We start from the raw sequence: 22,392 nt of genomic DNA, 5'->3' as shown, positions 1-22,392 counted from the left end.
ATGGAGTAATGTTGTGAGCAAGGGGATTTCTGCGATTTTCTTAGATCGCGATGGAACTATAAATATAGACCATGGTTATGTGTCTGAAAGTGATAACTTTGAGTTTATCGATGGCGTCATTGAGGCAATGGCTGAATTAAAAGCTATGGGATATGCCTTGGTACTAGTGACTAATCAATCGGGTATTGGTCGTGGCTACTATAGTGAAGATCAATTTTTACACCTAACAGAGTGGATGGATTGGTCTTTGGCTGATAGAGGTGTTGATTTAGATGGTATCTATTATTGTCCTCATCATCCTGATGCCACTATAGAAGAATATAAGAAAGCGTGTGATTGTCGCAAACCAGCCTCAGGTATGTTTATGGATGCAAAAGCACAATTAAACATCGATATGGCTTCTTCTTATATGGTAGGTGATAAAAAAGAAGATATGTTGGCAGCAAAAGCTGCGGGAGTGGGTCATAAAATTCTTGTTCGCACAGGAAAAGAGATAACTGAAGAGGCACAACAGTGCGCAGATTTTGTTCTCGATAGCCTTGCAGACTTGCCAAAATGGCTAAAAAGCTACAAAAAATAGGCACTTCGTTTAATTTACCAACAAACGAATATTTTTTTTAAAAAAACTATTGCCAGCCTCAGAAAACTCCCTATAATGCGTCCTCGTTGTCACGGCACAGGGCGCTAAGCGAACTGACTGAGAGAACGAAGAAAAAAAAGTGGAAAGCCTTGAAAATAAACGCTTGACACTGAATGAGGAAGATGTAGAATGCACCTCCTCGCAATAACGCAGAAGACCGGAAACGGCAGCGAATGTTGCACTGCTCTTTAACAAATTATCAGACAATCTGTGTGGGCACTCGCAGAGACGATATCTTCTAAAATATTAGATGTATCAAGTCTTGAAGAGTGAACAACAAAAGTAAATTCATTTATGAATAGCTAAGTTTTCGATTTCTTTGAGCATCAAACACTTTTAATTGAAGAGTTTGATCATGGCTCAGATTGAACGCTGGCGGCAGGCCTAACACATGCAAGTCGAGCGGTAACAGGAGAAAGCTTGCTTTCTTGCTGACGAGCGGCGGACGGGTGAGTAATGTATGGGGATCTGCCCGATAGAGGGGGATAACTACTGGAAACGGTGGCTAATACCGCATGACGTCTACGGACCAAAGCAGGGGCTCTTCGGACCTTGCGCTATCGGATGAACCCATATGGGATTAGCTAGTAGGTGGGGTAAAGGCTCACCTAGGCGACGATCTCTAGCTGGTCTGAGAGGATGATCAGCCACACTGGGACTGAGACACGGCCCAGACTCCTACGGGAGGCAGCAGTGGGGAATATTGCACAATGGGCGCAAGCCTGATGCAGCCATGCCGCGTGTATGAAGAAGGCCTTAGGGTTGTAAAGTACTTTCAGCGGGGAGGAAGGTGTTAAGATTAATACTCTTAGCAATTGACGTTACCCGCAGAAGAAGCACCGGCTAACTCCGTGCCAGCAGCCGCGGTAATACGGAGGGTGCAAGCGTTAATCGGAATTACTGGGCGTAAAGCGCACGCAGGCGGTCAATTAAGTCAGATGTGAAAGCCCCGAGCTTAACTTGGGAATTGCATCTGAAACTGGTTGGCTAGAGTCTTGTAGAGGGGGGTAGAATTCCACGTGTAGCGGTGAAATGCGTAGAGATGTGGAGGAATACCGGTGGCGAAGGCGGCCCCCTGGACAAAGACTGACGCTCAGGTGCGAAAGCGTGGGGAGCAAACAGGATTAGATACCCTGGTAGTCCACGCTGTAAACGATGTCGATTTAGAGGTTGTGGTCTTGAACCGTGGCTTCTGGAGCTAACGCGTTAAATCGACCGCCTGGGGAGTACGGCCGCAAGGTTAAAACTCAAATGAATTGACGGGGGCCCGCACAAGCGGTGGAGCATGTGGTTTAATTCGATGCAACGCGAAGAACCTTACCTACTCTTGACATCCAGCGAATCCTTTAGAGATAGAGGAGTGCCTTCGGGAACGCTGAGACAGGTGCTGCATGGCTGTCGTCAGCTCGTGTTGTGAAATGTTGGGTTAAGTCCCGCAACGAGCGCAACCCTTATCCTTTGTTGCCAGCGCGTGATGGCGGGAACTCAAAGGAGACTGCCGGTGATAAACCGGAGGAAGGTGGGGATGACGTCAAGTCATCATGGCCCTTACGAGTAGGGCTACACACGTGCTACAATGGCAGATACAAAGAGAAGCGACCTCGCGAGAGCAAGCGGAACTCATAAAGTCTGTCGTAGTCCGGATTGGAGTCTGCAACTCGACTCCATGAAGTCGGAATCGCTAGTAATCGTAGATCAGAATGCTACGGTGAATACGTTCCCGGGCCTTGTACACACCGCCCGTCACACCATGGGAGTGGGTTGCAAAAGAAGTAGGTAGCTTAACCTTCGGGAGGGCGCTTACCACTTTGTGATTCATGACTGGGGTGAAGTCGTAACAAGGTAACCGTAGGGGAACCTGCGGTTGGATCACCTCCTTACCTAAGAGATACGTGTTATGTGCAGTGCTCACACAGATTGTCTGATGAAGAACGAGCAAAAGCGCGTCTGCGAAGCTGACTGAAGTCCCCTTCGTCTAGAGGCCTAGGACACCGCCCTTTCACGGCGGTAACAGGGGTTCGAATCCCCTAGGGGACGCCAATTGCGCGGTATGAGTGAAAGGCGTACCACACTATAGTCTGATGCAAGTCAGAGAATAGTTAAGATAATTCGATGAGTTATTTTACCTATTATGCTCTTTAACAATCTGGAACAAGCTGAAAAATTGAAAACAAATCAATATATCACCGAGGTATATTGATGAGTCTCTCAAAATCTCAAATCTGAAAATACTCTTCAGAAAGGATATGCGAGCAAAATGATTTCAAGGCGGACAGCGCACAGCAAGCGGAGCATACTTAAAGTATGTGAGCATTGCGAGCACTGCCCAACGTCGAAATCATGAAGCGTAGCAATCCGTTTTAGAAGACATCTTCGGGTTGTGAGGTTAAGCGAATAAGCGTACACGGTGGATGCCTAGGCAATCAGAGGCGATGAAGGACGTGCTAATCTGCGATAAGCGTCGGTAAGGTGATATGAACCGTTATACCCGACGATTTCCGAATGGGGAAACCCAATATCCAATGGATATTATCATTAACTGAATACATAGGTTAATGAAGCGAACCGGGAGAACTGAAACATCTCAGTACCCCGAGGAAAAGAAATCAACCGAGATTCCCCTAGTAGCGGCGAGCGAACGGGGAACAGCCCAGAGTCTTAATCAATAGCAGCATCAGGAGAACGGTCTGGAAAGTCCGGCAGTAAAGGGTGATAGCCCCGTATCCGAAGATGCTGTTATTGTGAACTCGACGAGTAGGGCGGGACACGTGTTATCCTGTCTGAATATGGGGGGACCATCCTCCAAGGCTAAATACTCCTGATTGACCGATAGTGAACCAGTACCGTGAGGGAAAGGCGAAAAGAACCCCGGCGAGGGGAGTGAAAAAGAACCTGAAACCGTGTACGTACAAGCAGTAGGAGCCCCATCACTCAAGTGCCTCGCACTGAGTGATTGGACAAACCACTCGAAAACAGCGCAGCGTTTACCTACAAAGTGGATTGATTTTTTCAAGCCGTCGCGCAGTGTACATAGAAGTACACGAGCAACGGAAGTTAAAAAATCGAGCCAGTTTGACAGTAAAAGCAAGCGGGACATTTGAGGATGGGGTGACTGCGTACCTTTTGTATAATGGGTCAGCGACTTATATTCTGTAGCAAGGTTAACCGTATAGGGGAGCCGTAGGGAAACCGAGTCTTAACTGGGCGAATGAGTTGCAGGGTATAGACCCGAAACCCGGTGATCTATCCATGGGCAGGTTGAAGGTTGGGTAACACTAACTGGAGGACCGAACCGACTAATGTTGAAAAATTAGCGGATGACTTGTGGATGGGGGTGAAAGGCCAATCAAACCGGGAGATAGCTGGTTCTCCCCGAAAGCTATTTAGGTAGCGCCTCGTGAATTCATCTTCGGGGGTAGAGCACTGTTTCGACTAGGGGGTCATCCCGACTTACCAACTCGATGCAAACTGCGAATACCGAAGAATGTTATCACGGGAGACACACGGCGGGTGCTAACGTCCGTCGTGAAGAGGGAAACAACCCAGACCGCCAGCTAAGGTCCCAAAGTCATGGTTAAGTGGGAAACGAAGTGGGAAGGCTCAGACAGCCAGGATGTTGGCTTAGAAGCAGCCATCATTTAAAGAAAGCGTAATAGCTCACTGGTCGAGTCGGCCCGCGCGGAAGATGTAACGGGGCTAAACCATGCACCGAAGCTGCGGCAGCAACACTAAGTGTTGTTGGGTAGGGGAGCGTTCTGTAAGCCTGCGAAGGTGTACTGTGAGGTATGCTGGAGGTATCAGAAGTGCGAATGCTGACATAAGTAACGATAATGCGGGTGAAAAACCCGCACGCCGGAAGACCAAGGGTTCCTGTCCAACGTTAATCGGGGCAGGGTGAGTCGACCCCTAAGGCGAGGCTGAAAAGCGTAGTCGATGGGAAACGGGTTAATATTCCCGTACTGGTGGTAACTGCGATGGGGGAACGGAGAAGGCTAGGTTGTCCGGGCGACGGTCGTCCCGGTTCAAGCATGTAGGCAGAGTGATTAGGCAAATCCGGTCACTTAATGCTGAGGTGTGATGACGAACCACTAAGGTGGTGAAGCAATTGATGCCCTGCTTCCAGGAAAAGCCTCTAAGCTTCAGGTTACCAACAATCGTACCCCAAACCGACACAGGTGGTCAGGTAGAGAATACTCAGGCGCTTGAGAGAACTCGGGTGAAGGAACTAGGCAAAATGGTGCCGTAACTTCGGGAGAAGGCACGCTGGCGGTAAGTGAAGTCCCTTGCGGACGGAGCCGAAGCCAGTCGAAGATACCAGCTGGCTGCAACTGTTTATTAAAAACACAGCACTGTGCAAACACGAAAGTGGACGTATACGGTGTGACGCCTGCCCGGTGCTGGAAGGTTAATTGATGGGGTTATCCTTAGGGAGAAGCTCTTGATCGAAGCCCCAGTAAACGGCGGCCGTAACTATAACGGTCCTAAGGTAGCGAAATTCCTTGTCGGGTAAGTTCCGACCTGCACGAATGGCGTAATGATGGCCAGGCTGTCTCCACCCGAGACTCAGTGAAATTGAACTCGCTGTGAAGATGCAGTGTACCCGCGGCAAGACGGAAAGACCCCGTGAACCTTTACTATAGCTTGACACTGAACATTGAGCCTTGATGTGTAGGATAGGTGGGAGACTATGAAGTGTGGACGCCAGTCTGCATGGAGTCAACCTTGAAATACCACCCTTTAACGTTTGATGTTCTAACCTAGGTCCATAATCTGGATCGGGGACCGTGTCTGGTGGGTAGTTTGACTGGGGCGGTCTCCTCCTAAAGAGTAACGGAGGAGCACGAAGGTTGGCTAAGCATGGTCGGACATCATGCGGTTAGTGCAAAGGCATAAGCCAGCTTGACTGTGAGAGTGACGGCTCGAGCAGGTACGAAAGTAGGTCTTAGTGATCCGGTGGTTCTGAATGGAAGGGCCATCGCTCAACGGATAAAAGGTACTCCGGGGATAACAGGCTGATACCGCCCAAGAGTTCATATCGACGGCGGTGTTTGGCACCTCGATGTCGGCTCATCACATCCTGGGGCTGAAGTAGGTCCCAAGGGTATGGCTGTTCGCCATTTAAAGTGGTACGCGAGCTGGGTTTAGAACGTCGTGAGACAGTTCGGTCCCTATCTGCCGTGGGCGTTGGAAGATTGAGAGGGGTTGCTCCTAGTACGAGAGGACCGGAGTGAACGCACCACTGGTGTTCGGGTTGTCATGCCAATGGCATTGCCCGGTAGCTAAGTGCGGAAGAGATAACCGCTGAAAGCATCTAAGCGGGAAACTTGCCTCGAGATGAGTCTTCCCTGTCACCTAGAGTGACCTAAAGGAACGTTTAAGACTAAGACGTTGATAGGCTGGGTGTGTAAGCGTAGCGATACGTTGAGCTAACCAGTACTAATGAACCGTGAGGCTTAACCTGACAACACCGAAGGTGTTTTGTCTGAGAGACGACAGTAGATGAAGTAGGCTTGTTTAAGATTGAACATTGCTGGTTACGAAGAGAAATCGAAGTAACGGGTGATTAAACAGAATTTGCTTGGCGGCCATAGCGCAGCGGACCCACCTGAATCCATGCCGAACTCAGAAGTGAAACGTTGTAGCGCCGATGGTAGTGTGGGGCCTCCCCATGTGAGAGTAGGGAACTGCCAGGCATCAATTAAAGCGTTAGTGTTTAAATAACATTAATCGTGCAAAGAATACGCGGAGCGGTAGTTCAGTTGGTTAGAATACCTGCCTGTCACGCAGGGGGTCGCGGGTTCGAGTCCCGTCCGTTCCGCCAATATTAAGAAACCTAAGTCTAACGACTTAGGTTTTTTTTGCTTAAAAATTAGAATAAACCAAAAATTAATCAGAAATTTTTAAGTAAATATAACTATTATGTATAAAAATAATTACTTTGTTGATTATTGTGTCCTTTAAAAGGGTGAGAGCGAAGCTTGCCTTTGGTATACTTCAGTTATAGCAAGAAATCTTGCTGTTTGTCTGAGGCTACTAATGGCGAAAAAACCGACTTATTCAGTGCGTTTTGTGGCAGGTCAACCTGTTGAAAGGATTGAGCCTAGCCTGCCTCTAAGTGAAAGAGAGGATACTCTGCCTATTGGAATGCCTCTTTATACAGAAGGCTCTCTAAAAATTGCGGTTTGGAATATTTATAAACAGCAGCGACCCAATTGGCGTAATATGTTAGAAACGCTTTCAACAGATACACATTTGCTTTTGTTACAAGAAGCGCAAACCACACCAGAGCTTGTCCGCTTTGCTGGCACTCATCATTTAATTGCAGATCAAGTTCCTGCCTTGGCTTTTCAACAACACCCTGCAGGTGTGATGACATTATCAAGTTCTCATCCTATCTATTGTTGTCCTCTCAGGGAGAAAGAGCCCTTTTTAAGACTACCGAAATCAGCATTAATTACGGTATATCCGCTAATTACGGGTGATCATTTAATGGTCATTAATGTTCATGCGATTAATTTTAGTTTTGGTGTTGATGTTTATCAGCGTCAGTTAAGTAATTTATTTGTTCACATCATGCATCATAAAGGGCCTGTTATTTTAGCAGGTGATTTTAATGCGTGGAGTCGCCCAAGAGTCAATGTATTAAAACGTTTTGCGAGAACATTAAAACTTAAAGAAGTTATTTTTGATAACGATTGGCGTACAAAAGCCTTTGGTAAACCCTTGGATTATATTTTTTATCGCGGATTATCATTGAATAAAGCTGAAGTATTAATCACAGATGCATCTGATCATCATCCTTTAATTGCGACATTTTATTAGTGAGTGATTATAATATTAGTTAATATTAAAGTTTTAATATTTGAATTTAATGTGATTATATTATCTATTGATTAGATATGTTATTTCATGAGTGCTTTATCTATCTATTTAATATATTTGTTATGTTAATAACTTTTACTATAATTTTCCTGTCTATCTAATGTCACTGAGTATAGGAAATAAAATGCCAACAAAAAATATAGTTATTATTGGCGGCGGTACAGGCGGAACTATTCTTGCTAATATCCTAGCTAAAAAATTAAATGACGAAATATTTTCAAATAAAATCAAAATAACGCTTATTTCAGATAATCCTAACCATTATTACAAACCTGCATTTATGTATATTGCATTTAATCTTTTTTTAAAAGAAGAACTAATGCGATCAGAAAGAAGTTTATTAAGACCTGAAATTGAATTTGTTATCGATAAAGCAGAACGTTTTGACTTTAATAATAAAGTTATTTATTGCGAGTCTAATAAAAAATATAACTATGATTTTTTAGTATTAGCAACAGGTTGTGTTCCTAGTCCTCATAGAATTGAAGGCTTAAAAGAAGCAGGAAATCATTTCTACCAATATGAAGCAGCTAGAACACTCGCTGATAAATTAGCTAAAATTGAAAAAGGTAGAGTGTTTATTACTGTTAGTTTCCCTGAAACACCTAATGTGCCTCATCAATGTGGTATTGCTCCTATGGAGACTACATTGATGCTGGATGAACTTCTTCGCCAACGTCGGGTGAGGAATAATATTGAGATTGTTTATACCTATCCTACAGTTGCTCAACTACTAAGAAACTGTCTGTTTATGCAACAAGAAGTTTGTGAAGTTCTTCCAGCAGTATTCTCTGAGCGAGATATTAAAGCTAAACGAGGCTTTACGTTAAGCCATGTTGATCCTGATAAGAAAATCGCTTATTCAAAAGAGGGTGAGGCAGAGCCGTTTGATATCCTTATGAGCACACCGCCAATTACTGCGGTTGAGGCGATCCGTAACACAGGCTTAAGTGAACATAATAATGGTGAAGGCTGGTTACCTACTGATCCTGAAACATTGCAAGTTTATGGGTTAAATCAAGTGTATGTTCTTGGTGATACGGTTGATTTACCGATTAGTAAAGCCGGTGGTAGTTGCCATAACCAAGCTGGTGTGATTGCAAATAATATCTGTGGTGAGCTTCGCTATGGTTATCCTGCTGCAATTTATGATGGTCGAGTGCAAGCTGTCGCACAAATGGGATTATCTGCAGGTATGCCATTACAGTATGACTATAAACATGACGTAATTCCTACACCACCAACAAAGTTGGGGGGGTTATTGCGTAATAGTTATAACCGAGGCTTATATTGGGCAACCGTTAGAGGATTATTATAGGGGATACAATAATGAGTGAAAATAATTTAAGCCCAGCAGATATTCAACTTTTATCTGATGAAGATAAATTACATCTTCAACATTTATTAGAAAAAGCAAGACCATTATTGGCATTAAAACGGTTTGATAATATCGTCGATTTATTATCTTTAATATCAGATTCAATAGATATTATGGATAATGCAACAGTTGAAAAACTTTCGGTTGCATTTGAAGAAACATTAATTCCAGTTTGGGAATTAAGTGCTGCTTATAATATGGCAAAGAAAGAATCTATTTATCAAGATAAAAAATATACATTAGGTTCAACTTTTGCATTATTAAGAAACCCTGATACCCTTAAAGGAATTTCAATTATTCTAAGAACAGTTCAGATTATCGGGGAAAATAACAAACGAATAGAAAATTAATTAATATTTGGGAGATATAATGACGCAAAGTAATAAACATTTTAATACTCAAGCAATACATTATGGTTATTCTCCATTAGATTCTCAGGGTGCATTAGTGCCTCCTGTTTTTCAAACATCTACTTTTGTTTTTCCAACTGCACAATATGGTGCTGATTGTTTTTCAGGAAAACAAAAAGGGCATTTTTATTCTCGGATCTCAAACCCTACATTAGAGTTATTAGAAAAGCGTTTAGCTCAATTAGAAAATGGTGAAGGTGCTGTTGTATTTTCATCTGGTATAGGAGCAATTACTTCTAGTTGTTGGTCATTGCTTAAACCTGGTGATGAACTTATTGCTGATATGACAGTTTATGGCTGTACTTTTACGTTTTTCAATCATGGGCTCGCTAAATTCGGCGTTAAAATAAAGCATGTTGATTTAACTAACCTCGAAAAATTAAAAGAGGCGATCACGGAGAAAACAAAACTTATTTTCTTTGAGACTCCGGCTAATCCTAATATGCGAGTGAGTGATATCGCAAAAATATCAGAAATTGCGCATCAGCATAATATATTAGTCATGGTAGATAGCACTTATTGCTCGCCTTATTTACAGCAACCTTTAGGGCTTGGCGCTGATATTGTAGTGCATTCTATGACTAAATATTTATCAGGTCATGGTGATGTAACAGCAGGTGCAATTATTACTACACATGCCCTAGCAGATAAAATACGAGTTGAAGGTTTAAAGGATATGACTGGTGCTTGTCTGTCCCCTCATGATGCTTCATTAATTTTACGAGGCATAAAAACGTTAGGCATAAGAATGGAACAGATCTGCCAAAATGCACAGCGTATTGCACAATATCTTGAAGATAATCCTAAAGTCGAAACTATTTATTATCCTGGGCTAGTTTCATTTCCTCAATACGAACTTGCTAAGCGTCAAATGCGTTTAGCTGGAGGTATGATCGCCATTGAGTTAAAGGGAGGAATAAAAGCAGGCCGAGAGTTTTTGAATCGCTTAAATCTCTTTAGTCGAGCGGTAAGTTTAGGAGACTGTGAGTCTTTAGCTCAACATCCCGCCACAATGACCCATGCTACTTATAGTGCAGAAGAACGACAAAGGCATGGTATTAGTGATGGTTTAATTCGATTATCAATTGGTCTTGAAGATGTGAATGATTTAATTGCTGATTTAAAACAAGCACTGGCTTAGTGAAGATCGCATAATAAAGAAAAAGGCTGTGAATTAATCCACAGCCTTTATTGTTTAACTCAGAATTGTTGACTCAGAAATATGATTTATTTCTGGTTCATTCTTGGTTTGATACCTACATAGTAACCAATAGTTAAAATAGCTACCCATACCATACCGACAATCAATGCCATTCTGGTTGACTCAAAATAGCCTAAGATTGCGATAACAAACGCCATAAAGACGATAGTCAGTGCTGGAGCAACAGGCCATAGTGGTACTGGGAATTTCAGTGTTTTCACTTCATCTGCGCTCATCTTACGACGCATCGCGACTTGAGAAAGTAAAATCATTAACCATACCCAAACTGTTGCAAATGTCGCAATAGAGGCGATTAAAACGAAGATTTGCTCTGGGATTAGGTAGTTAAGTACTACGCCCAGTAACAAGACAACAGACATCACTAGCACAGTCATCCAAGGCACACCATTACGAGTGAGCTTCATAAAGGATTTTGGTGCTTGTCCTTCTTGAGCCATTCCGTACATCATTCGACCAGCACCAAAGATATCACTGTTAATCGCAGAGATTGCGGCCGTGATAACCACAAGGTTTAAGATATTTGCTGCTGAATTGATCCCTAGATTTGAGAAAATCTGTACAAATGGGCTACCGTTATGGCCGATTTGTTGCCAAGGGAAAATACACATTAGAATGAAAATTGTCAGTACATAGAATAATAAGATACGAAACGGTACGGCATTAATAGCTTTAGGAATGGTTTTTTCAGGATCTTTAGCTTCACTGGCAGTAATACCAATCACTTCAATTCCACCAAACGCAAACATGACAATGGCAAGTGAGGCGATAACCCCTTCAATACCATTTGGCATAAAGCCACCAAACTCCCATAAGTTAGAAATACCAATAGGGTGTTCAGTTTGTTGCCCAAAGCCATACATCATAATGACAACACCACCAATTATCATGGCGATAATTGCAGTTACTTTAACAATAGAAAGCCAAAATTCCATTTCACCAAATATCTTCACATGGCAAAGGTTTAATGCGCCAATAAAACAAACTATCCCTAATACCCATATCCATTGATCAACATCTGGGAACCAGAGTTTCATATAGAAACCAAATGCCGTGACGTCAGCTAAACAGACAATCAGCATTTCAAAAACGTAGTTCCAGCCCGTTAAGAAGCCAGCTAAAGGCCCCATATAATGGCTTGCATATTGTGAAAAAGAGCCCGCAACAGGATGATGAACTGCCATTTCCCCTAATGCACGCATAACCATAAATACTGCTGCACCACCAATAAGGTAAGCAAGCAATACAGCTGGACCCGCTTTCTCAATGGCAGCCGCAGAGCCATAAAATAAACCTGTACCGATTGCAGAGCCTAGCGCCATGAAACGAATGTGCCGCCCTGATAATCCTCGTGAAAGTTGATTCTCTTTTTGCATCTAAAGTATTCCCATCTCTGTCCAATGGAGGATCTCTATCCTCTTTTTCAGTGTCTTCTCGCACGTTAGCTATTCAAAACAAACCATGTACCTTATCATAAAGCCTCTTACGGTGAGATAGTTATCTGTAATAATCATCAGCATTCATTGGATATCAGAGTTTCTTATGCAATACCCCATTAATGAAGTGTTTCAAACCTTACAGGGTGAAGGTGTTTTTACTGGCGTTCCTGCACTTTTTGTTCGATTACAGGGTTGTCCTGTAGGTTGTAGTTGGTGTGATACCAAACATACTTGGGAAAAAGAAGACCAAAAAAAAGTTCCTCTTGGTGATATTCCTATTAAAACGCAAGAAAGCGATGCTTGGGGAGAAGCCAGCGTTACTCAGATTTTATCACTTTTCCAACAACAAAGTTATAGTGCAAAACACGTGGTTATTACAGGAGGCGAGCCTTGCTTATATGATTTACGCCCTTTAACAGAAGGGCTTGAGCAAGCAGGTTTTTCCTGTCAGATAGAAACCAGTGGTACTCACGATATTTTATGTAGTGAGAAGACATGGGTGACACTTTCCCCAAAAGTGGGCATGAAAGGGGGCTTTAAGGTATTAACTAGCGCAATCAATCGTGCTAATGAGATAAAACATCCTGTTGGACGTGAAAAAGATATTGAAGCGTTGGATGCCTTACTGACATTACGCACAGAGCACCCTGTACCTGTTGTTGCTTTACAACCTATTAGTTGTAAAGAGAGTGCGACGGCACTATGTATTAAAACCTGCATAGAGCGTAATTGGCGTTTCTCAATGCAAACACATAAATATTTAAATATTGCGTGATCGCGTTTTTAATATAAGAAATCAGCCAATAAAGGCTGATTTTCTTTTAGGTGATAACGGTTTAATGTTAAACCCGATTTACTCACCGCGGTAAATACATCCTGCTGTACACGTCTCTTTCACCATCACCGCAGATAATAATGGCAATGACGGTTTTACTTGTTGCCAAATCCATTTTGCCAGCACTTCGCTGGTCGGATTTTCTAGGCCTTCAATTTCATTAAGATAGTAGTGATCTAGACGCTCAAGAGTAGGTTTAAATGCGGCTTTCACATCAGCAAAATCAATAAGCCAACCTGAATGTGCATCAACTTCACCTGTTAGCTCTAATCTAACAAGAAATGAGTGCCCATGAAGACGTCCACATTTGTGGCCTTTAGGAACATGTGGCAAATGATGGGCTGCTTCAAATTGAAAATCTTTAAAGATGGTGGTTGTCATCAAAACTCTCTTGACTTAATTAGTAAAAAAAAGACACAAATAGTACGAAGTCTACCAGTGTAGCCGATTTAGCGTATCACGCCTAATCTCCCTTAATCTTAATGACTTGTTATGTTCCTTTTTGCTTATTAATTATATTGGTAAAGGAAACCGATAAATAAATTTAGCATTTAAGGTTATTAGATAGAGCCAACAGGTCTTTAATTCATCTTCTAGTCGTGGGATACCCTCTCAATATTAGAAATATTATCAAAGAACAATAAAGCACAAATAAGTGCTTCGCTTTTTAAGGCTAGATAAATGAGCAATCAACCTCCATTATTATCAATGCTTCCATTAACACAGGAACAATTGAATAAATTACAGGATGCAACAAAAGATCTCTCAACAGCGCAGATTGCATGGTTATCTGGCTATTTGTGGGGGCAGCTTGATCCTTCTGTTGTATCGGCATCGACAGTGGTTACCTCAGTACACGTACCTGAGCAGGAAACCATTACATTGATCTCTGCTTCTCAAACGGGTAATGCGCGTCATCTTGCCGAACAGTTACGAGATAATCTGATTGCTCACAAATTAAATGTAGAACTATATTCCGCAGGTGAATACAAGTTTAAGCAGATCCATAAAACAACAACCTTGATCATCATTGCATCTACGCAAGGTGAAGGTGACCCTCCTGAAGAAGCAATCGCTTTTTATAAATATCTGAATTCTAAAAAAGCGACTGAAATGAAAGAAACGTCTTATGCTGTATTTAGCTTAGGTGATACATCGTATGAGCATTTTTGTAAGGCAGGAAAAGACTTTGATGAGCGAATTGCACAACTAGGTGCAACACGCTTATTACCAAGAGTTGATGCTGATGTTGAATATCAAGCCATTGCGGCTGAATGGATAGAACAGCTTACAGAGATCTTAAAGGCAAAAGTTCCGACACAAACTACGCAAGTCTTACAACAAACACAGTCAGGTACGACAGATACGATTGAGTCATCTATTTATCATCGAGATGCCCCTTTTACTGCCACATTACTGACTAATCAAAAAATTACAGGCAGAAATTCAGATAGAGATATTCGCCATATTGAAATCAGCCTTGAAGGTTCTAATTTGCAATATCAACCAGGCGATGCACTGGGCGTTTGGTTTAATAACTCACCTGAAAAAGTTGATGAACTTATTACTTTGTTGTGGCTAAAGGGGGATGAACCTGTCACGTTAAAATCTCAAACATTCACCTTAAAAGAAGCGTTACTGCACCATTGTGAGCTAACCCAAAATAGTGCACCTATCGTAAAAGCCTACGCCCAATTGACGCGTCATGAAGATCTATTGTCATTAGTGGCTGATAAAACCAAACTTCAGCAATATGCAGACAAACATCCTATTAATGAGATGGTACGCCAATATTGTGCTCAACCTACAGCACAAGATTTTGTTGATATTTTACGTCCACTGACTCCTCGTCTTTACTCTATTGCATCGTCACAACAAGAAGTCGAAGACGAAGTACACCTTACTTTAGGGGTTGTGCGTTACGACGTTAACTCTCGCGCTTATACCGGTGGGGCTTCTGGCTTTTTAGCGGATAGCTTGAAAGAAGGCGATAGTATCAATGTTTTTATCGAAAAAAATGCGCATTTTCGCCTACCTGAAGATAACACCGCCCCCATCATTATGATTGGCCCAGGCACAGGTATTGCACCTTTTCGAGGTTTTATGCAACAGCGCGAAAATGACGTAGCAACAGGTAAAAACTGGTTATTTTTTGGTAATCCTCATTTTGTAGAAGATTTTCTCTATCAAGTAGAATGGCAACGTTATGTCAAAAGCGGTCTGCTAACTCATATCGATTTAGCATGGTCACGAGATCAAGCGCATAAAATTTATGTACAAGATAAATTACGTGAACGTGGTAGTGAGATTTGGCAATGGTTACAACAAGGCGCTTATCTTTATGTCTGTGGCGATGCGTCACGAATGGCAAAAGATGTTGAACAGACGTTGTTAGATATTGTGATGGAGTATGGCAATAAAAATATTGAAGAAGCAGATGAATACTTAAGTGAGCTACGCCTAGAACGGCGTTATCAGAGGGATGTCTATTAAATGAAATCACACACTCAAGCGCCCTTAGTGGTTGAAGGAAAACTGGCTGATAGTGAACGCATGAAAAAAGAGAGTCACTTTTTACGCGGCACTATTACAGAAGACTTACAAAATGGTTTAACGGGGGGTTTTGAAGGCGATAACTTTCTATTGATCCGCTTTCATGGCATGTATCAACAAGATGACAGAGATATTCGTGCTGAACGTGCGGAACAAATGTTAGAGCCTCGTCATGCAATGATGTTACGTTGCCGTTTGCCCGGAGGCATTATTTCGCCTAAACAGTGGCTTAGCATTGATAAATTTGCGACTGAAAATACGCTTTATGGCAGTATTCGTATTACCAATCGTCAAACATTTCAATTTCATGGCATTTTAAAAGGCAATGTAAAACCGGCACATCAAATGCTGGTAGCAACAGGTCTGGATGCTTTAGCGACCGCGAACGATGTTAACCGTAACGTGTTATGTACTTCAAACCCAGTGCAATCTTCATTACACCAAGAAGCGTATGAGTGGGCGAAAAAAATATCAGAACATCTGTTACCTCGCACCCATGCTTATGCGGAAATTTGGTTAGACAAAGAGAAAGTTGCCACAACTGATGAAGAGCCTATTTTAGGAGAAACCTATTTACCGCGGAAATTTAAAACCTCGGTGGTGATCCCGCCTCATAATGATGTTGATCTCCATGCTAATGATATGAATTTTATCGCGATTGCTGAGAATGGGCATTTAGTTGGTTTTAACGTGCTTGTAGGTGGCGGTCTTGCAATGACACATGGCGATAAAAATACCTTTCCTCGTTTAGCCAGCGAGTTTGGTTATATCCCTATTGAGAATACATTGGCAATTGCAGAAGCTATTGTGACGACTCAACGTGATTGGGGAAATCGAACTGAACGTAAAAATGCAAAAACAAAATACACACTGGAACGTGTTGGCGTAGAGACATTTAAACAAGAGGTTGAACGTCGTTCTGGAGTAACTTTTGAGGCTATTCGACCTTATAAATTTACCCATCGAGGCGATCAAATCGGCTGGTTAAAAGGTGTTGATGATAAATGGCACCTTACTTTATTTATTGAAAGTGGTCGATTGATTGATACACCTGATGTTCCATTAAAAACGGGAGTGGCAGAAATTGCCAAAATTCATCAGGGTGATTTCCGACTGACTGCTAATCAAAACCTAATTGTGGCAGGTGTACCAGAGAGTGAAAAAGCCAATATTGAAGCGATCGCTCGTCGATATGGTTTGATGAATAGCCAAATTACACCACTGCGTGAACATGCAATGGCGTGTGTTTCTTTCCCAACTTGCCCATTGGCAATGGCGGAAGCTGAGCGCTTTTTACCTTCATTCACCGATACCCTTGATAACTTGATGACAAAACATGGTGTGAGTGATGAGCATATTGTTGTGCGTGTAACGGGATGCCCGAATGGCTGTGGTCGTGCTATGTTGGCAGAAGTTGGGCTGGTGGGTAAAGCTCCTGATCGCTACAACTTGCATTTAGGGGGAAATCGCATTGGGACACGTATTCCTAGAATGTATCGTGAAAATATTACCTCGCAAGAAATCATTGCAATACTGGATCCACTGATTGGTGAATGGGCAATTTCTCGTCATAACAATGAAGGTTTCGGTGATTTTCTTATCCGTACTGATGTTGTTAAACCTGTATTGAATTCAGCGATTGATTTTTATGAAGTGCAGGAGGCAGTATGAGCCTATTTCAGCTTGCTTCGCTAAAACAGTTACCTGTTAAAGAGCAAACACATGCTTTGAGCGAGATTAATCAACAGTTAGAGCAATTAAGTGCCATTGAACGGGTTACTTGGGCTTTAGAACATTTGCCTAAAGCCTATGTATTAAGCTCTAGTTTTGGTATTCAAGCTGCGGTATGTCTGCATTTAATCACTCGGCAATATCCTGAAATTCCGGTGATTTTGACTGATACAGGTTACCTATTTCCTGAAACCTATCAATTTATTGATACGTTGACTCTGCAGTTACAACTTAACTTGAAGGTATATCGAGCTGAAATATCTTCATCTTGGCAAGAAGCGCGCTATGGCAAACTTTGGTTAGAAGGCATTGATGGTATTGAACGTTATAACCAGATAAATAAAGTAGAGCCGATGGAAAGAGCGTTAAAAACATTACAGGCTCAAACATGGTTTGCAGGTCTTCGCCGACAACAAGCTAAAAGTCGTGAACATTTACCCGTGCTGTCAATCGCAAAAGGGATATTTAAGTTTTTACCTATCGTTGATTGGGATAATAAGCAGATCTATCAATATCTTAAAGATAACGACTTACCTTATCATCCTTTATGGGAACAAGGCTATCTCTCTGTGGGAGATACTCACACAACCCGAAAATGGGAAGACGGTATGAGTGAAGAAGAAACACGATTTTTCGGCTTAAAACGTGAGTGTGGATTACACGAATAACGCCATTATCTGCCAATAAATAATTTGGGGAATAGAGCTTATCTATTGCCCTTTTTGTCATTTATAAAATTATAACTATTTGAAAACACTTTGTTTTTCCTTATTCCTTTCTGTTCCATCACATAGCTTTTTGTCATTTCATAACCTCTAAAGCACCTTTTATAGTCGTTAGTTATAAAGTGAACAACGAAGGTGAAATACGCGTATGGATTACCTACCCTTATTTGTGGAATTAAAAGAACGCCCAGTGTTATTGGTTGGTGGTGGTCATGTTGCTGCGCGTAAAGCTTTGCTGTTGTTAAGAGCTGGCGCTCGCTTAAGAGTGATTGCACCTCAGTTGTGTGATGAATTACACCTTGCTTACCAGCAAGATAAAATTGAATGGGTATCAGCAAAGTATCAATCTGAACATCTATTAGGAATGATGCTTGTGATTGTAGCCACTGATGACAGTGTGCTTAATCAGCAAGTTTATCTTGATGCACAAGCACGGCATATTTTTGTCAATGTAGTGGATTCACAACCTCAATGCTCATTTATTTTTCCTGCCATTATCGATAGAAATCCTATTTTGATTGCCATTTCATCGGCGGGAAAAGCGCCTGTTTTAGTGCGAATGATCCGTGAAAAGTTAGAAGCCTTATTGCCAAGTTCATTAGGCGCAATGGCGACAATAGCCGGAAAATGGCGCAACAAAGTGAAACAGCACTTAGAGACTTTTCAAGCTCGTTGCCGTTTTTGGGAGCAAGCTTTCAGCGGTAAATTTGCTTCTTTAGTGGCAAGCGATCAATTAGCACAAGCAGAGGCCCTGCTTGAACAACAATTGAAACAAAAAGAGTGCCAACAAGGCGAACTTGCATTGGTTGGAGCTGGCCCCGGTGATGCAGGGCTATTAACACTGCGTGGTTTGCAGGTTATTCAACAAGCTGAAGTTGTGCTCTACGACAGTTTAGTGAGCCCAGAGGTTTTAGAACTTGTTCGCCGTGATGCTGACACTATTTGTGTAGGTAAAAGAGCGGGACATCATAGTGTTTCTCAAGAAGAAACCAATGCACTTATCGTGAAATATGCGCAACTTGGTAAACGCGTTGTTCGATTAAAAGGTGGTGACCCCTTTATTTTTGGACGTGGTGGTGAAGAAATTGAAGTTGCTATCGCGCATGGGATCTCTTTTCAAGTTATACCGGGGATCACTGCAGCGAGCGGAGCGAGTGCCTATGCGGGGATCCCATTAACCCACCGACAATATGCTCAAAGTGTCACCTTTATGACAGGGCATTGTAAAGCCGATGGGATCGAGCCGGATTGGGCATCGTTAGCGCAAGCTAATCACACACTCGCTATTTATATGGGAACAGCAAAAGCAGAGCTTATTAGCCAGCGTTTAATCAAACTAGGACGTTCTCCATTAACGCCTATCGCGGTGATTAGTTGTGGCACTCGTCGTGATCAGCAAGTCTTCACGGGGGATCTAACACAATTAGCGCAGTTAGCTGAAAAAGCACCGACTCCCGCTTTATTAATTGTGGGAGAAGTTGTTGCACTACATCACCAACTTGCGTGGTTTGGTGATAGGTACGCTTATCAATCCTTACCGTCACTCCATTCACCTTTGGTTCATTTTGCCTAAATGAGGTTGTTATGAATGAAACACAGCTAACCCATCTTCAGCAATTAGAAGCAGAAAGTATTTATATTCTGCGTGAGGTTGTCGCTGAATTTGAAAATCCCGTCATGCTTTATTCAATAGGTAAAGATTCCTCGGTGATGTTGCATTTAGCTCGCAAGGCGTTTTATCCCGCGAAATTACCTTTTCCTTTGTTGCATGTTGATACTGGCTGGAAGTTTCGAGAAATGTATGAATTTCGAGATAAAACGGCTAAAGAATATGACTTTGATCTTAAAGTTTATCGAAATCCACAAGGGGTAGAGCTTGGGATCAATCCGTTTATTCATGGTAGTGCAAAACACACAGATATCATGAAAACCGAAGGGTTAAAGCAAGCTTTAGACAAATATGGGTTTGATGCGGCATTTGGTGGTGCGCGCCGTGACGAAGAAAAATCACGTGCTAAAGAACGTATCTATTCGTTTAGAGATAGAAAGCACCGCTGGGATCCGAAAAATCAACGCCCTGAATTATGGAAAAACTATAACGGACAGATTAATAAAGGTGAAAGTATTCGTGTATTTCCGTTATCTAATTGGACAGAGCTCGATATTTGGCAATATATCTATTTAGAAAATATCGACATTGTTCCGCTCTATTTTGCAAAAAATAGACCAGTTATTGAACGTGATGGCACTCTAATTATGGTAGATGACGACAGGATCGATCTAAAACCTGGTGAAGTGATCTCACAGCAAAAAGTAAGATTTAGAACGTTGGGATGCTGGCCATTAACGGGGGCGATCCCTTCTCAAGCAGAAACACTCCCCGCCATTATTGAAGAAATGCTGATTTCCACCAGCAGTGAACGACAAGGGCGTTTAATTGATAGTGATCAGTCCGCTTCAATGGAACTGAAAAAACGCCAAGGTTATTTTTAATCGGAGGAAATATGGGACTTTTAGCCGTAAAAACGAATCAGCTTGTCGCAGGTGAAATCGCACAACAGGGAGGTGTAGAGCGCTATCTCAAAACTCAACAGAATAAAGGATTACTCCGATTTCTAACCTGTGGCAATGTCGATGATGGAAAAAGCACATTAATAGGGCGTTTACTTCATGACACAAGGCAGATCTATGAAGATCAGCTTTCCACATTACAAAATGAAAGTAAAAAGATCGGTACTCAAGGTGAAAAACTCGATCTTGCTTTGCTGGTGGATGGATTGGCGGCAGAAAGAGAACAAGGGATCACTATTGATGTAGCGTACCGCTATTTTTCAACTTCAAAGCGTAAATTTATTATTGCTGATACACCAGGGCATGCTCAATATACCCGCAATATGGCGACAGGTGCATCAACAAGTTCACTTTCTATTCTGTTGATCGATGCTCGAAAAGGCGTACAAGAACAAACACGGCGACACAGTTTTATCAGTACACTCCTTGGGATCCGTCACTTAATCGTTGCAATCAATAAAATGGATCTAGTGGATTATCAGCAAGCAATTTTTAACTCGATCCAACAAGATTATCTTCATTTTGCTGATCAGCTCCCAACGGATCTAACCATTGAGTTTGTTCCTATTTCTGCCCTTGATGGTGATAATGTGGTTTCTCCCTCATTGAATATGCCTTGGTATCAAGGAAAAACGTTGCTTTCATTATTGGAAGATGCGCCGGTTAAATTAGGTTCAGACGCGCAACCTCTGCGTTTCCCTGTGCAATATGTGAATCGTCCAGATTTAGATTTTAGAGGATACAGCGGTACGGTATCTTCGGGCGTGCTTTATCAAGGGCAACAAATCAAAGTACTACCTTCAGGAAAACAGACAACGATTAAACGTATTGTCACTTTTGACGGTGATTTAACACAAGCCAAAGTAGGGCAAGCCATTACACTGGTTTTGGCGGATGAAATTGATATTAGTCGTGGGGATATTATCGTTGATGATAACGATACAACCACCAATATTAGTACTCATGCATTAATCGACGTGGTGTGGATGTCAGAGCAACCTTTAGTACAAGGGCATACTCTAGACATTAAGATTGCAGGCAAAAAAAGCCGCGCCAAAATAGAGAATATTCATTATCAAGTGGATGTGAATAAGCTTACTCAACAAGTAACAGATAACTTAAGTTTAAATGCAATAGGTAGTGTTGAAGTCTCATTTGAAGAGCCATTAGTGTTGGATAACTATCAAATCAATAGCGATATGGGCGGGCTTATTTTTATTGATCGACTAAGCAATGTCACTGTTGGTGCTGGACTTATTCGAGAAACAAGAGATAACGCGATACAAACTACGACACAATATGATGCTTTTGAAGTCGAGTTAAACCAGCTTATCCGTCGCCATTTTCCCCATTGGGGAGCAAGAGATCTTCTTGGAGGAAAATAGTGGTGATAAGCAACGATATTGTTTGGCATCCTCATAAAATTGGATTAAATGAACGCGAATCACAACAAACACACAAAGGATGTGTGCTTTGGTTTACAGGTTTATCTGGTTCTGGTAAATCCACGCTTGCTGATGCGCTAGAGCAAGCGCTTTATCATTACTCACAAAAGTATTCACTCATCCATACCTATCTATTAGATGGAGATAACTTACGTTATGGATTATGTCGTGATCTTGGATTTAGTGCAGAAGATAGGCACGAAAATATCCGCCGTGTGGGTGAAGTGGCTAAATTGATGGTAGATGCGGGACTGATCGTCTTAACGGCTTTTATCTCGCCTTACCAAAAAGACAGACAACAAGTTAGAGAGCGTTTTGAGCAAGGAAGATTTATTGAGATCTTCGTTGATACGCCACTTTCTATTTGTGAAGCTCGTGATCCGAAAGGACTTTATCAAAAAGCAAGACGAGGTGAGATAAAGGAATTTTCAGGTATCGATTCGCCTTATGAACGGCCCATTGATCCCGAATTACATTTAGACGGCACACTTCCTATAAATACCCTTATCCAACAAATCATCACATACTTACGGCAAAAAAAAATTTACTGTTAATTTTATGATG

Annotated in this window: 15 protein-coding genes, 2 tRNA genes and 3 rRNA genes; 18 read left to right on the top strand and 2 right to left on the bottom strand. The window is 42.1% G+C overall.

Translation table 11 applies throughout. The annotated features are described in order from the left end of the window. The first annotated feature begins 13 nt into the window (after positions 1-13). The 10 genes from gmhB (at position 14) to GTH25_RS13895 (ending at position 10,451) form a co-directional block, all read left to right on the top strand. Positions 14-580, top strand: coding sequence for a D-glycero-beta-D-manno-heptose 1,7-bisphosphate 7-phosphatase (gene gmhB / locus GTH25_RS13940; RefSeq protein ID WP_075671662.1), 567 nt, complete (start codon positions 14-16; stop codon positions 578-580). A 397-nt stretch (positions 581-977) separates the two neighbouring features. Further along, a 16S ribosomal RNA gene (locus GTH25_RS13935) occupies positions 978-2,520 on the top strand. An 84-nt stretch (positions 2,521-2,604) separates the two neighbouring features. Continuing rightward, positions 2,605-2,680 (top strand) — tRNA-Glu (locus GTH25_RS13930). A 344-nt stretch (positions 2,681-3,024) separates the two neighbouring features. After that, positions 3,025-6,101 (top strand): 23S ribosomal RNA (locus GTH25_RS13925). Positions 6,102-6,217: 116 nt separating this feature from the next. Beyond that, positions 6,218-6,333 (top strand): 5S ribosomal RNA (gene rrf / locus GTH25_RS13920). Together the 16S, 23S and 5S rRNA genes with 2 tRNA genes alongside form the textbook arrangement of a ribosomal RNA operon. Before the next feature lie 51 nt (positions 6,334-6,384). Then, positions 6,385-6,461: transfer RNA gene (locus tag GTH25_RS13915), tRNA-Asp, on the top strand. A 215-nt stretch (positions 6,462-6,676) separates the two neighbouring features. Next, positions 6,677-7,462: an endonuclease/exonuclease/phosphatase family protein gene (locus GTH25_RS13910; protein ID WP_075673807.1), complete on the top strand. Its 786-nt coding sequence runs from the start codon at positions 6,677-6,679 to the stop codon at positions 7,460-7,462. 184 nt (positions 7,463-7,646) lie between these two features. Further along, positions 7,647-8,840, top strand: a complete 1,194-nt coding sequence (locus GTH25_RS13905; RefSeq protein WP_109401386.1) for an NAD(P)/FAD-dependent oxidoreductase — start codon at positions 7,647-7,649, stop codon at positions 8,838-8,840. Positions 8,841-8,851: 11 nt separating this feature from the next. Next, positions 8,852-9,250, top strand: a complete 399-nt coding sequence (locus GTH25_RS13900; protein WP_075673805.1) for a hypothetical protein — start codon at positions 8,852-8,854, stop codon at positions 9,248-9,250. Positions 9,251-9,269: 19 nt separating this feature from the next. Further along, the gene (locus GTH25_RS13895) at positions 9,270-10,451 is read left to right on the top strand and encodes a methionine gamma-lyase (protein ID WP_099660054.1); all 1,182 of its coding nucleotides are present in this window, start codon (positions 9,270-9,272) and stop codon (positions 10,449-10,451) included. Positions 10,452-10,537: 86 nt separating this feature from the next. On the opposite strand, the gene GTH25_RS13890 is transcribed toward GTH25_RS13895, so the two are convergent. Further along, on the bottom strand, positions 10,538-11,905 hold the full coding sequence (locus GTH25_RS13890; RefSeq protein ID WP_099660055.1) for an amino acid permease: 1,368 nt from the start codon (positions 11,903-11,905) through the stop codon (positions 10,538-10,540). Between the two features lie 166 nt (positions 11,906-12,071). Here GTH25_RS13890 and queE point away from each other — a divergent pair, with 166 nt between their 5' ends. Continuing rightward, a complete protein-coding gene (gene queE, locus GTH25_RS13885; protein WP_075673802.1) occupies positions 12,072-12,743 on the top strand; it encodes a 7-carboxy-7-deazaguanine synthase QueE in 672 nt (223 codons plus the stop codon). Positions 12,744-12,821: 78 nt separating this feature from the next. Here the strand turns inward: queE and queD are convergent, their stop codons facing one another. After that, entirely contained in the window at positions 12,822-13,187 is a 366-nt protein-coding gene (gene queD, locus GTH25_RS13880; protein WP_164530180.1) for a 6-carboxytetrahydropterin synthase QueD, read from the bottom strand. Between the two features lie 297 nt (positions 13,188-13,484). Between queD and cysJ the strand changes: the two genes are divergently transcribed. From cysJ to cysC, 7 genes are all read left to right on the top strand, one after another. Further along, the gene (cysJ, locus tag GTH25_RS13875) at positions 13,485-15,296 is read left to right on the top strand and encodes an NADPH-dependent assimilatory sulfite reductase flavoprotein subunit (RefSeq protein WP_075673800.1); all 1,812 of its coding nucleotides are present in this window, start codon (positions 13,485-13,487) and stop codon (positions 15,294-15,296) included. Continuing rightward, complete coding sequence (cysI, locus tag GTH25_RS13870) at positions 15,297-17,027, top strand: assimilatory sulfite reductase (NADPH) hemoprotein subunit (RefSeq protein ID WP_075673799.1); 1,731 nt, start codon at positions 15,297-15,299, stop codon at positions 17,025-17,027. Next, entirely contained in the window at positions 17,024-17,755 is a 732-nt protein-coding gene (locus GTH25_RS13865; protein WP_075673798.1) for a phosphoadenylyl-sulfate reductase, read from the top strand. Before cysI ends, GTH25_RS13865 begins: the two co-directional genes overlap by 4 nt. A 205-nt stretch (positions 17,756-17,960) precedes the next feature. After that, positions 17,961-19,385 (top strand): siroheme synthase CysG, encoded by a 1,425-nt coding sequence (cysG, locus tag GTH25_RS13860; RefSeq protein ID WP_156733983.1) that lies wholly within the window; start codon positions 17,961-17,963, stop codon positions 19,383-19,385. An 11-nt stretch (positions 19,386-19,396) separates the two neighbouring features. Continuing rightward, positions 19,397-20,305 carry a sulfate adenylyltransferase subunit CysD gene (gene cysD / locus GTH25_RS13855; protein WP_099660057.1) on the top strand — a complete coding sequence of 303 codons (909 nt, stop codon included), beginning with the start codon at positions 19,397-19,399 and terminating at the stop codon, positions 20,303-20,305. An 11-nt stretch (positions 20,306-20,316) separates the two neighbouring features. Further along, positions 20,317-21,768 carry a sulfate adenylyltransferase subunit CysN gene (gene cysN / locus GTH25_RS13850; RefSeq protein ID WP_156733981.1) on the top strand — a complete coding sequence of 484 codons (1,452 nt, stop codon included), beginning with the start codon at positions 20,317-20,319 and terminating at the stop codon, positions 21,766-21,768. Beyond that, positions 21,768-22,382, top strand: a complete 615-nt coding sequence (gene cysC / locus GTH25_RS13845; RefSeq protein ID WP_083629118.1) for an adenylyl-sulfate kinase — start codon at positions 21,768-21,770, stop codon at positions 22,380-22,382. Before cysN ends, cysC begins: the two co-directional genes overlap by 1 nt. The last annotated feature ends 10 nt before the right edge of the window (positions 22,383-22,392 follow it).

The organism is Proteus terrae subsp. cibarius (assembly GCF_011045835.1).
Taxonomy (GTDB): Bacteria; Pseudomonadota; Gammaproteobacteria; order Enterobacterales; family Enterobacteriaceae; genus Proteus; species Proteus cibarius.
The sequence above is the reverse complement of the archived record's forward strand: the minus strand, read 5'-3'. Positions and strand labels throughout refer to the sequence as shown.

Excerpts from the sequence above, each read along its gene's own strand:
- GTH25_RS13910 (WP_075673807.1), top strand. The coding sequence starts at position 6,677 with ATGGCGAAAAAACCGACTTATTCAGTGCGTTTTGTGGCAGGTCAACCT.
- GTH25_RS13905 (WP_109401386.1), top strand. The coding sequence starts at position 7,647 with ATGCCAACAAAAAATATAGTTATTATTGGCGGCGGTACAGGCGGAACT.
- GTH25_RS13900 (WP_075673805.1), top strand. The coding sequence starts at position 8,852 with ATGAGTGAAAATAATTTAAGCCCAGCAGATATTCAACTTTTATCTGAT.
- GTH25_RS13895 (WP_099660054.1), top strand. The coding sequence starts at position 9,270 with ATGACGCAAAGTAATAAACATTTTAATACTCAAGCAATACATTATGGT.
- GTH25_RS13890 (WP_099660055.1), bottom strand. The coding sequence starts at position 11,905 with ATGCAAAAAGAGAATCAACTTTCACGAGGATTATCAGGGCGGCACATT.
- queE (WP_075673802.1), top strand. The coding sequence starts at position 12,072 with ATGCAATACCCCATTAATGAAGTGTTTCAAACCTTACAGGGTGAAGGT.
- cysJ (WP_075673800.1), top strand. The coding sequence starts at position 13,485 with ATGAGCAATCAACCTCCATTATTATCAATGCTTCCATTAACACAGGAA.
- cysI (WP_075673799.1), top strand. The coding sequence starts at position 15,297 with ATGAAATCACACACTCAAGCGCCCTTAGTGGTTGAAGGAAAACTGGCT.
- GTH25_RS13865 (WP_075673798.1), top strand. The coding sequence starts at position 17,024 with ATGAGCCTATTTCAGCTTGCTTCGCTAAAACAGTTACCTGTTAAAGAG.
- cysG (WP_156733983.1), top strand. The coding sequence starts at position 17,961 with ATGGATTACCTACCCTTATTTGTGGAATTAAAAGAACGCCCAGTGTTA.
- cysD (WP_099660057.1), top strand. The coding sequence starts at position 19,397 with ATGAATGAAACACAGCTAACCCATCTTCAGCAATTAGAAGCAGAAAGT.
- cysN (WP_156733981.1), top strand. The coding sequence starts at position 20,317 with ATGGGACTTTTAGCCGTAAAAACGAATCAGCTTGTCGCAGGTGAAATC.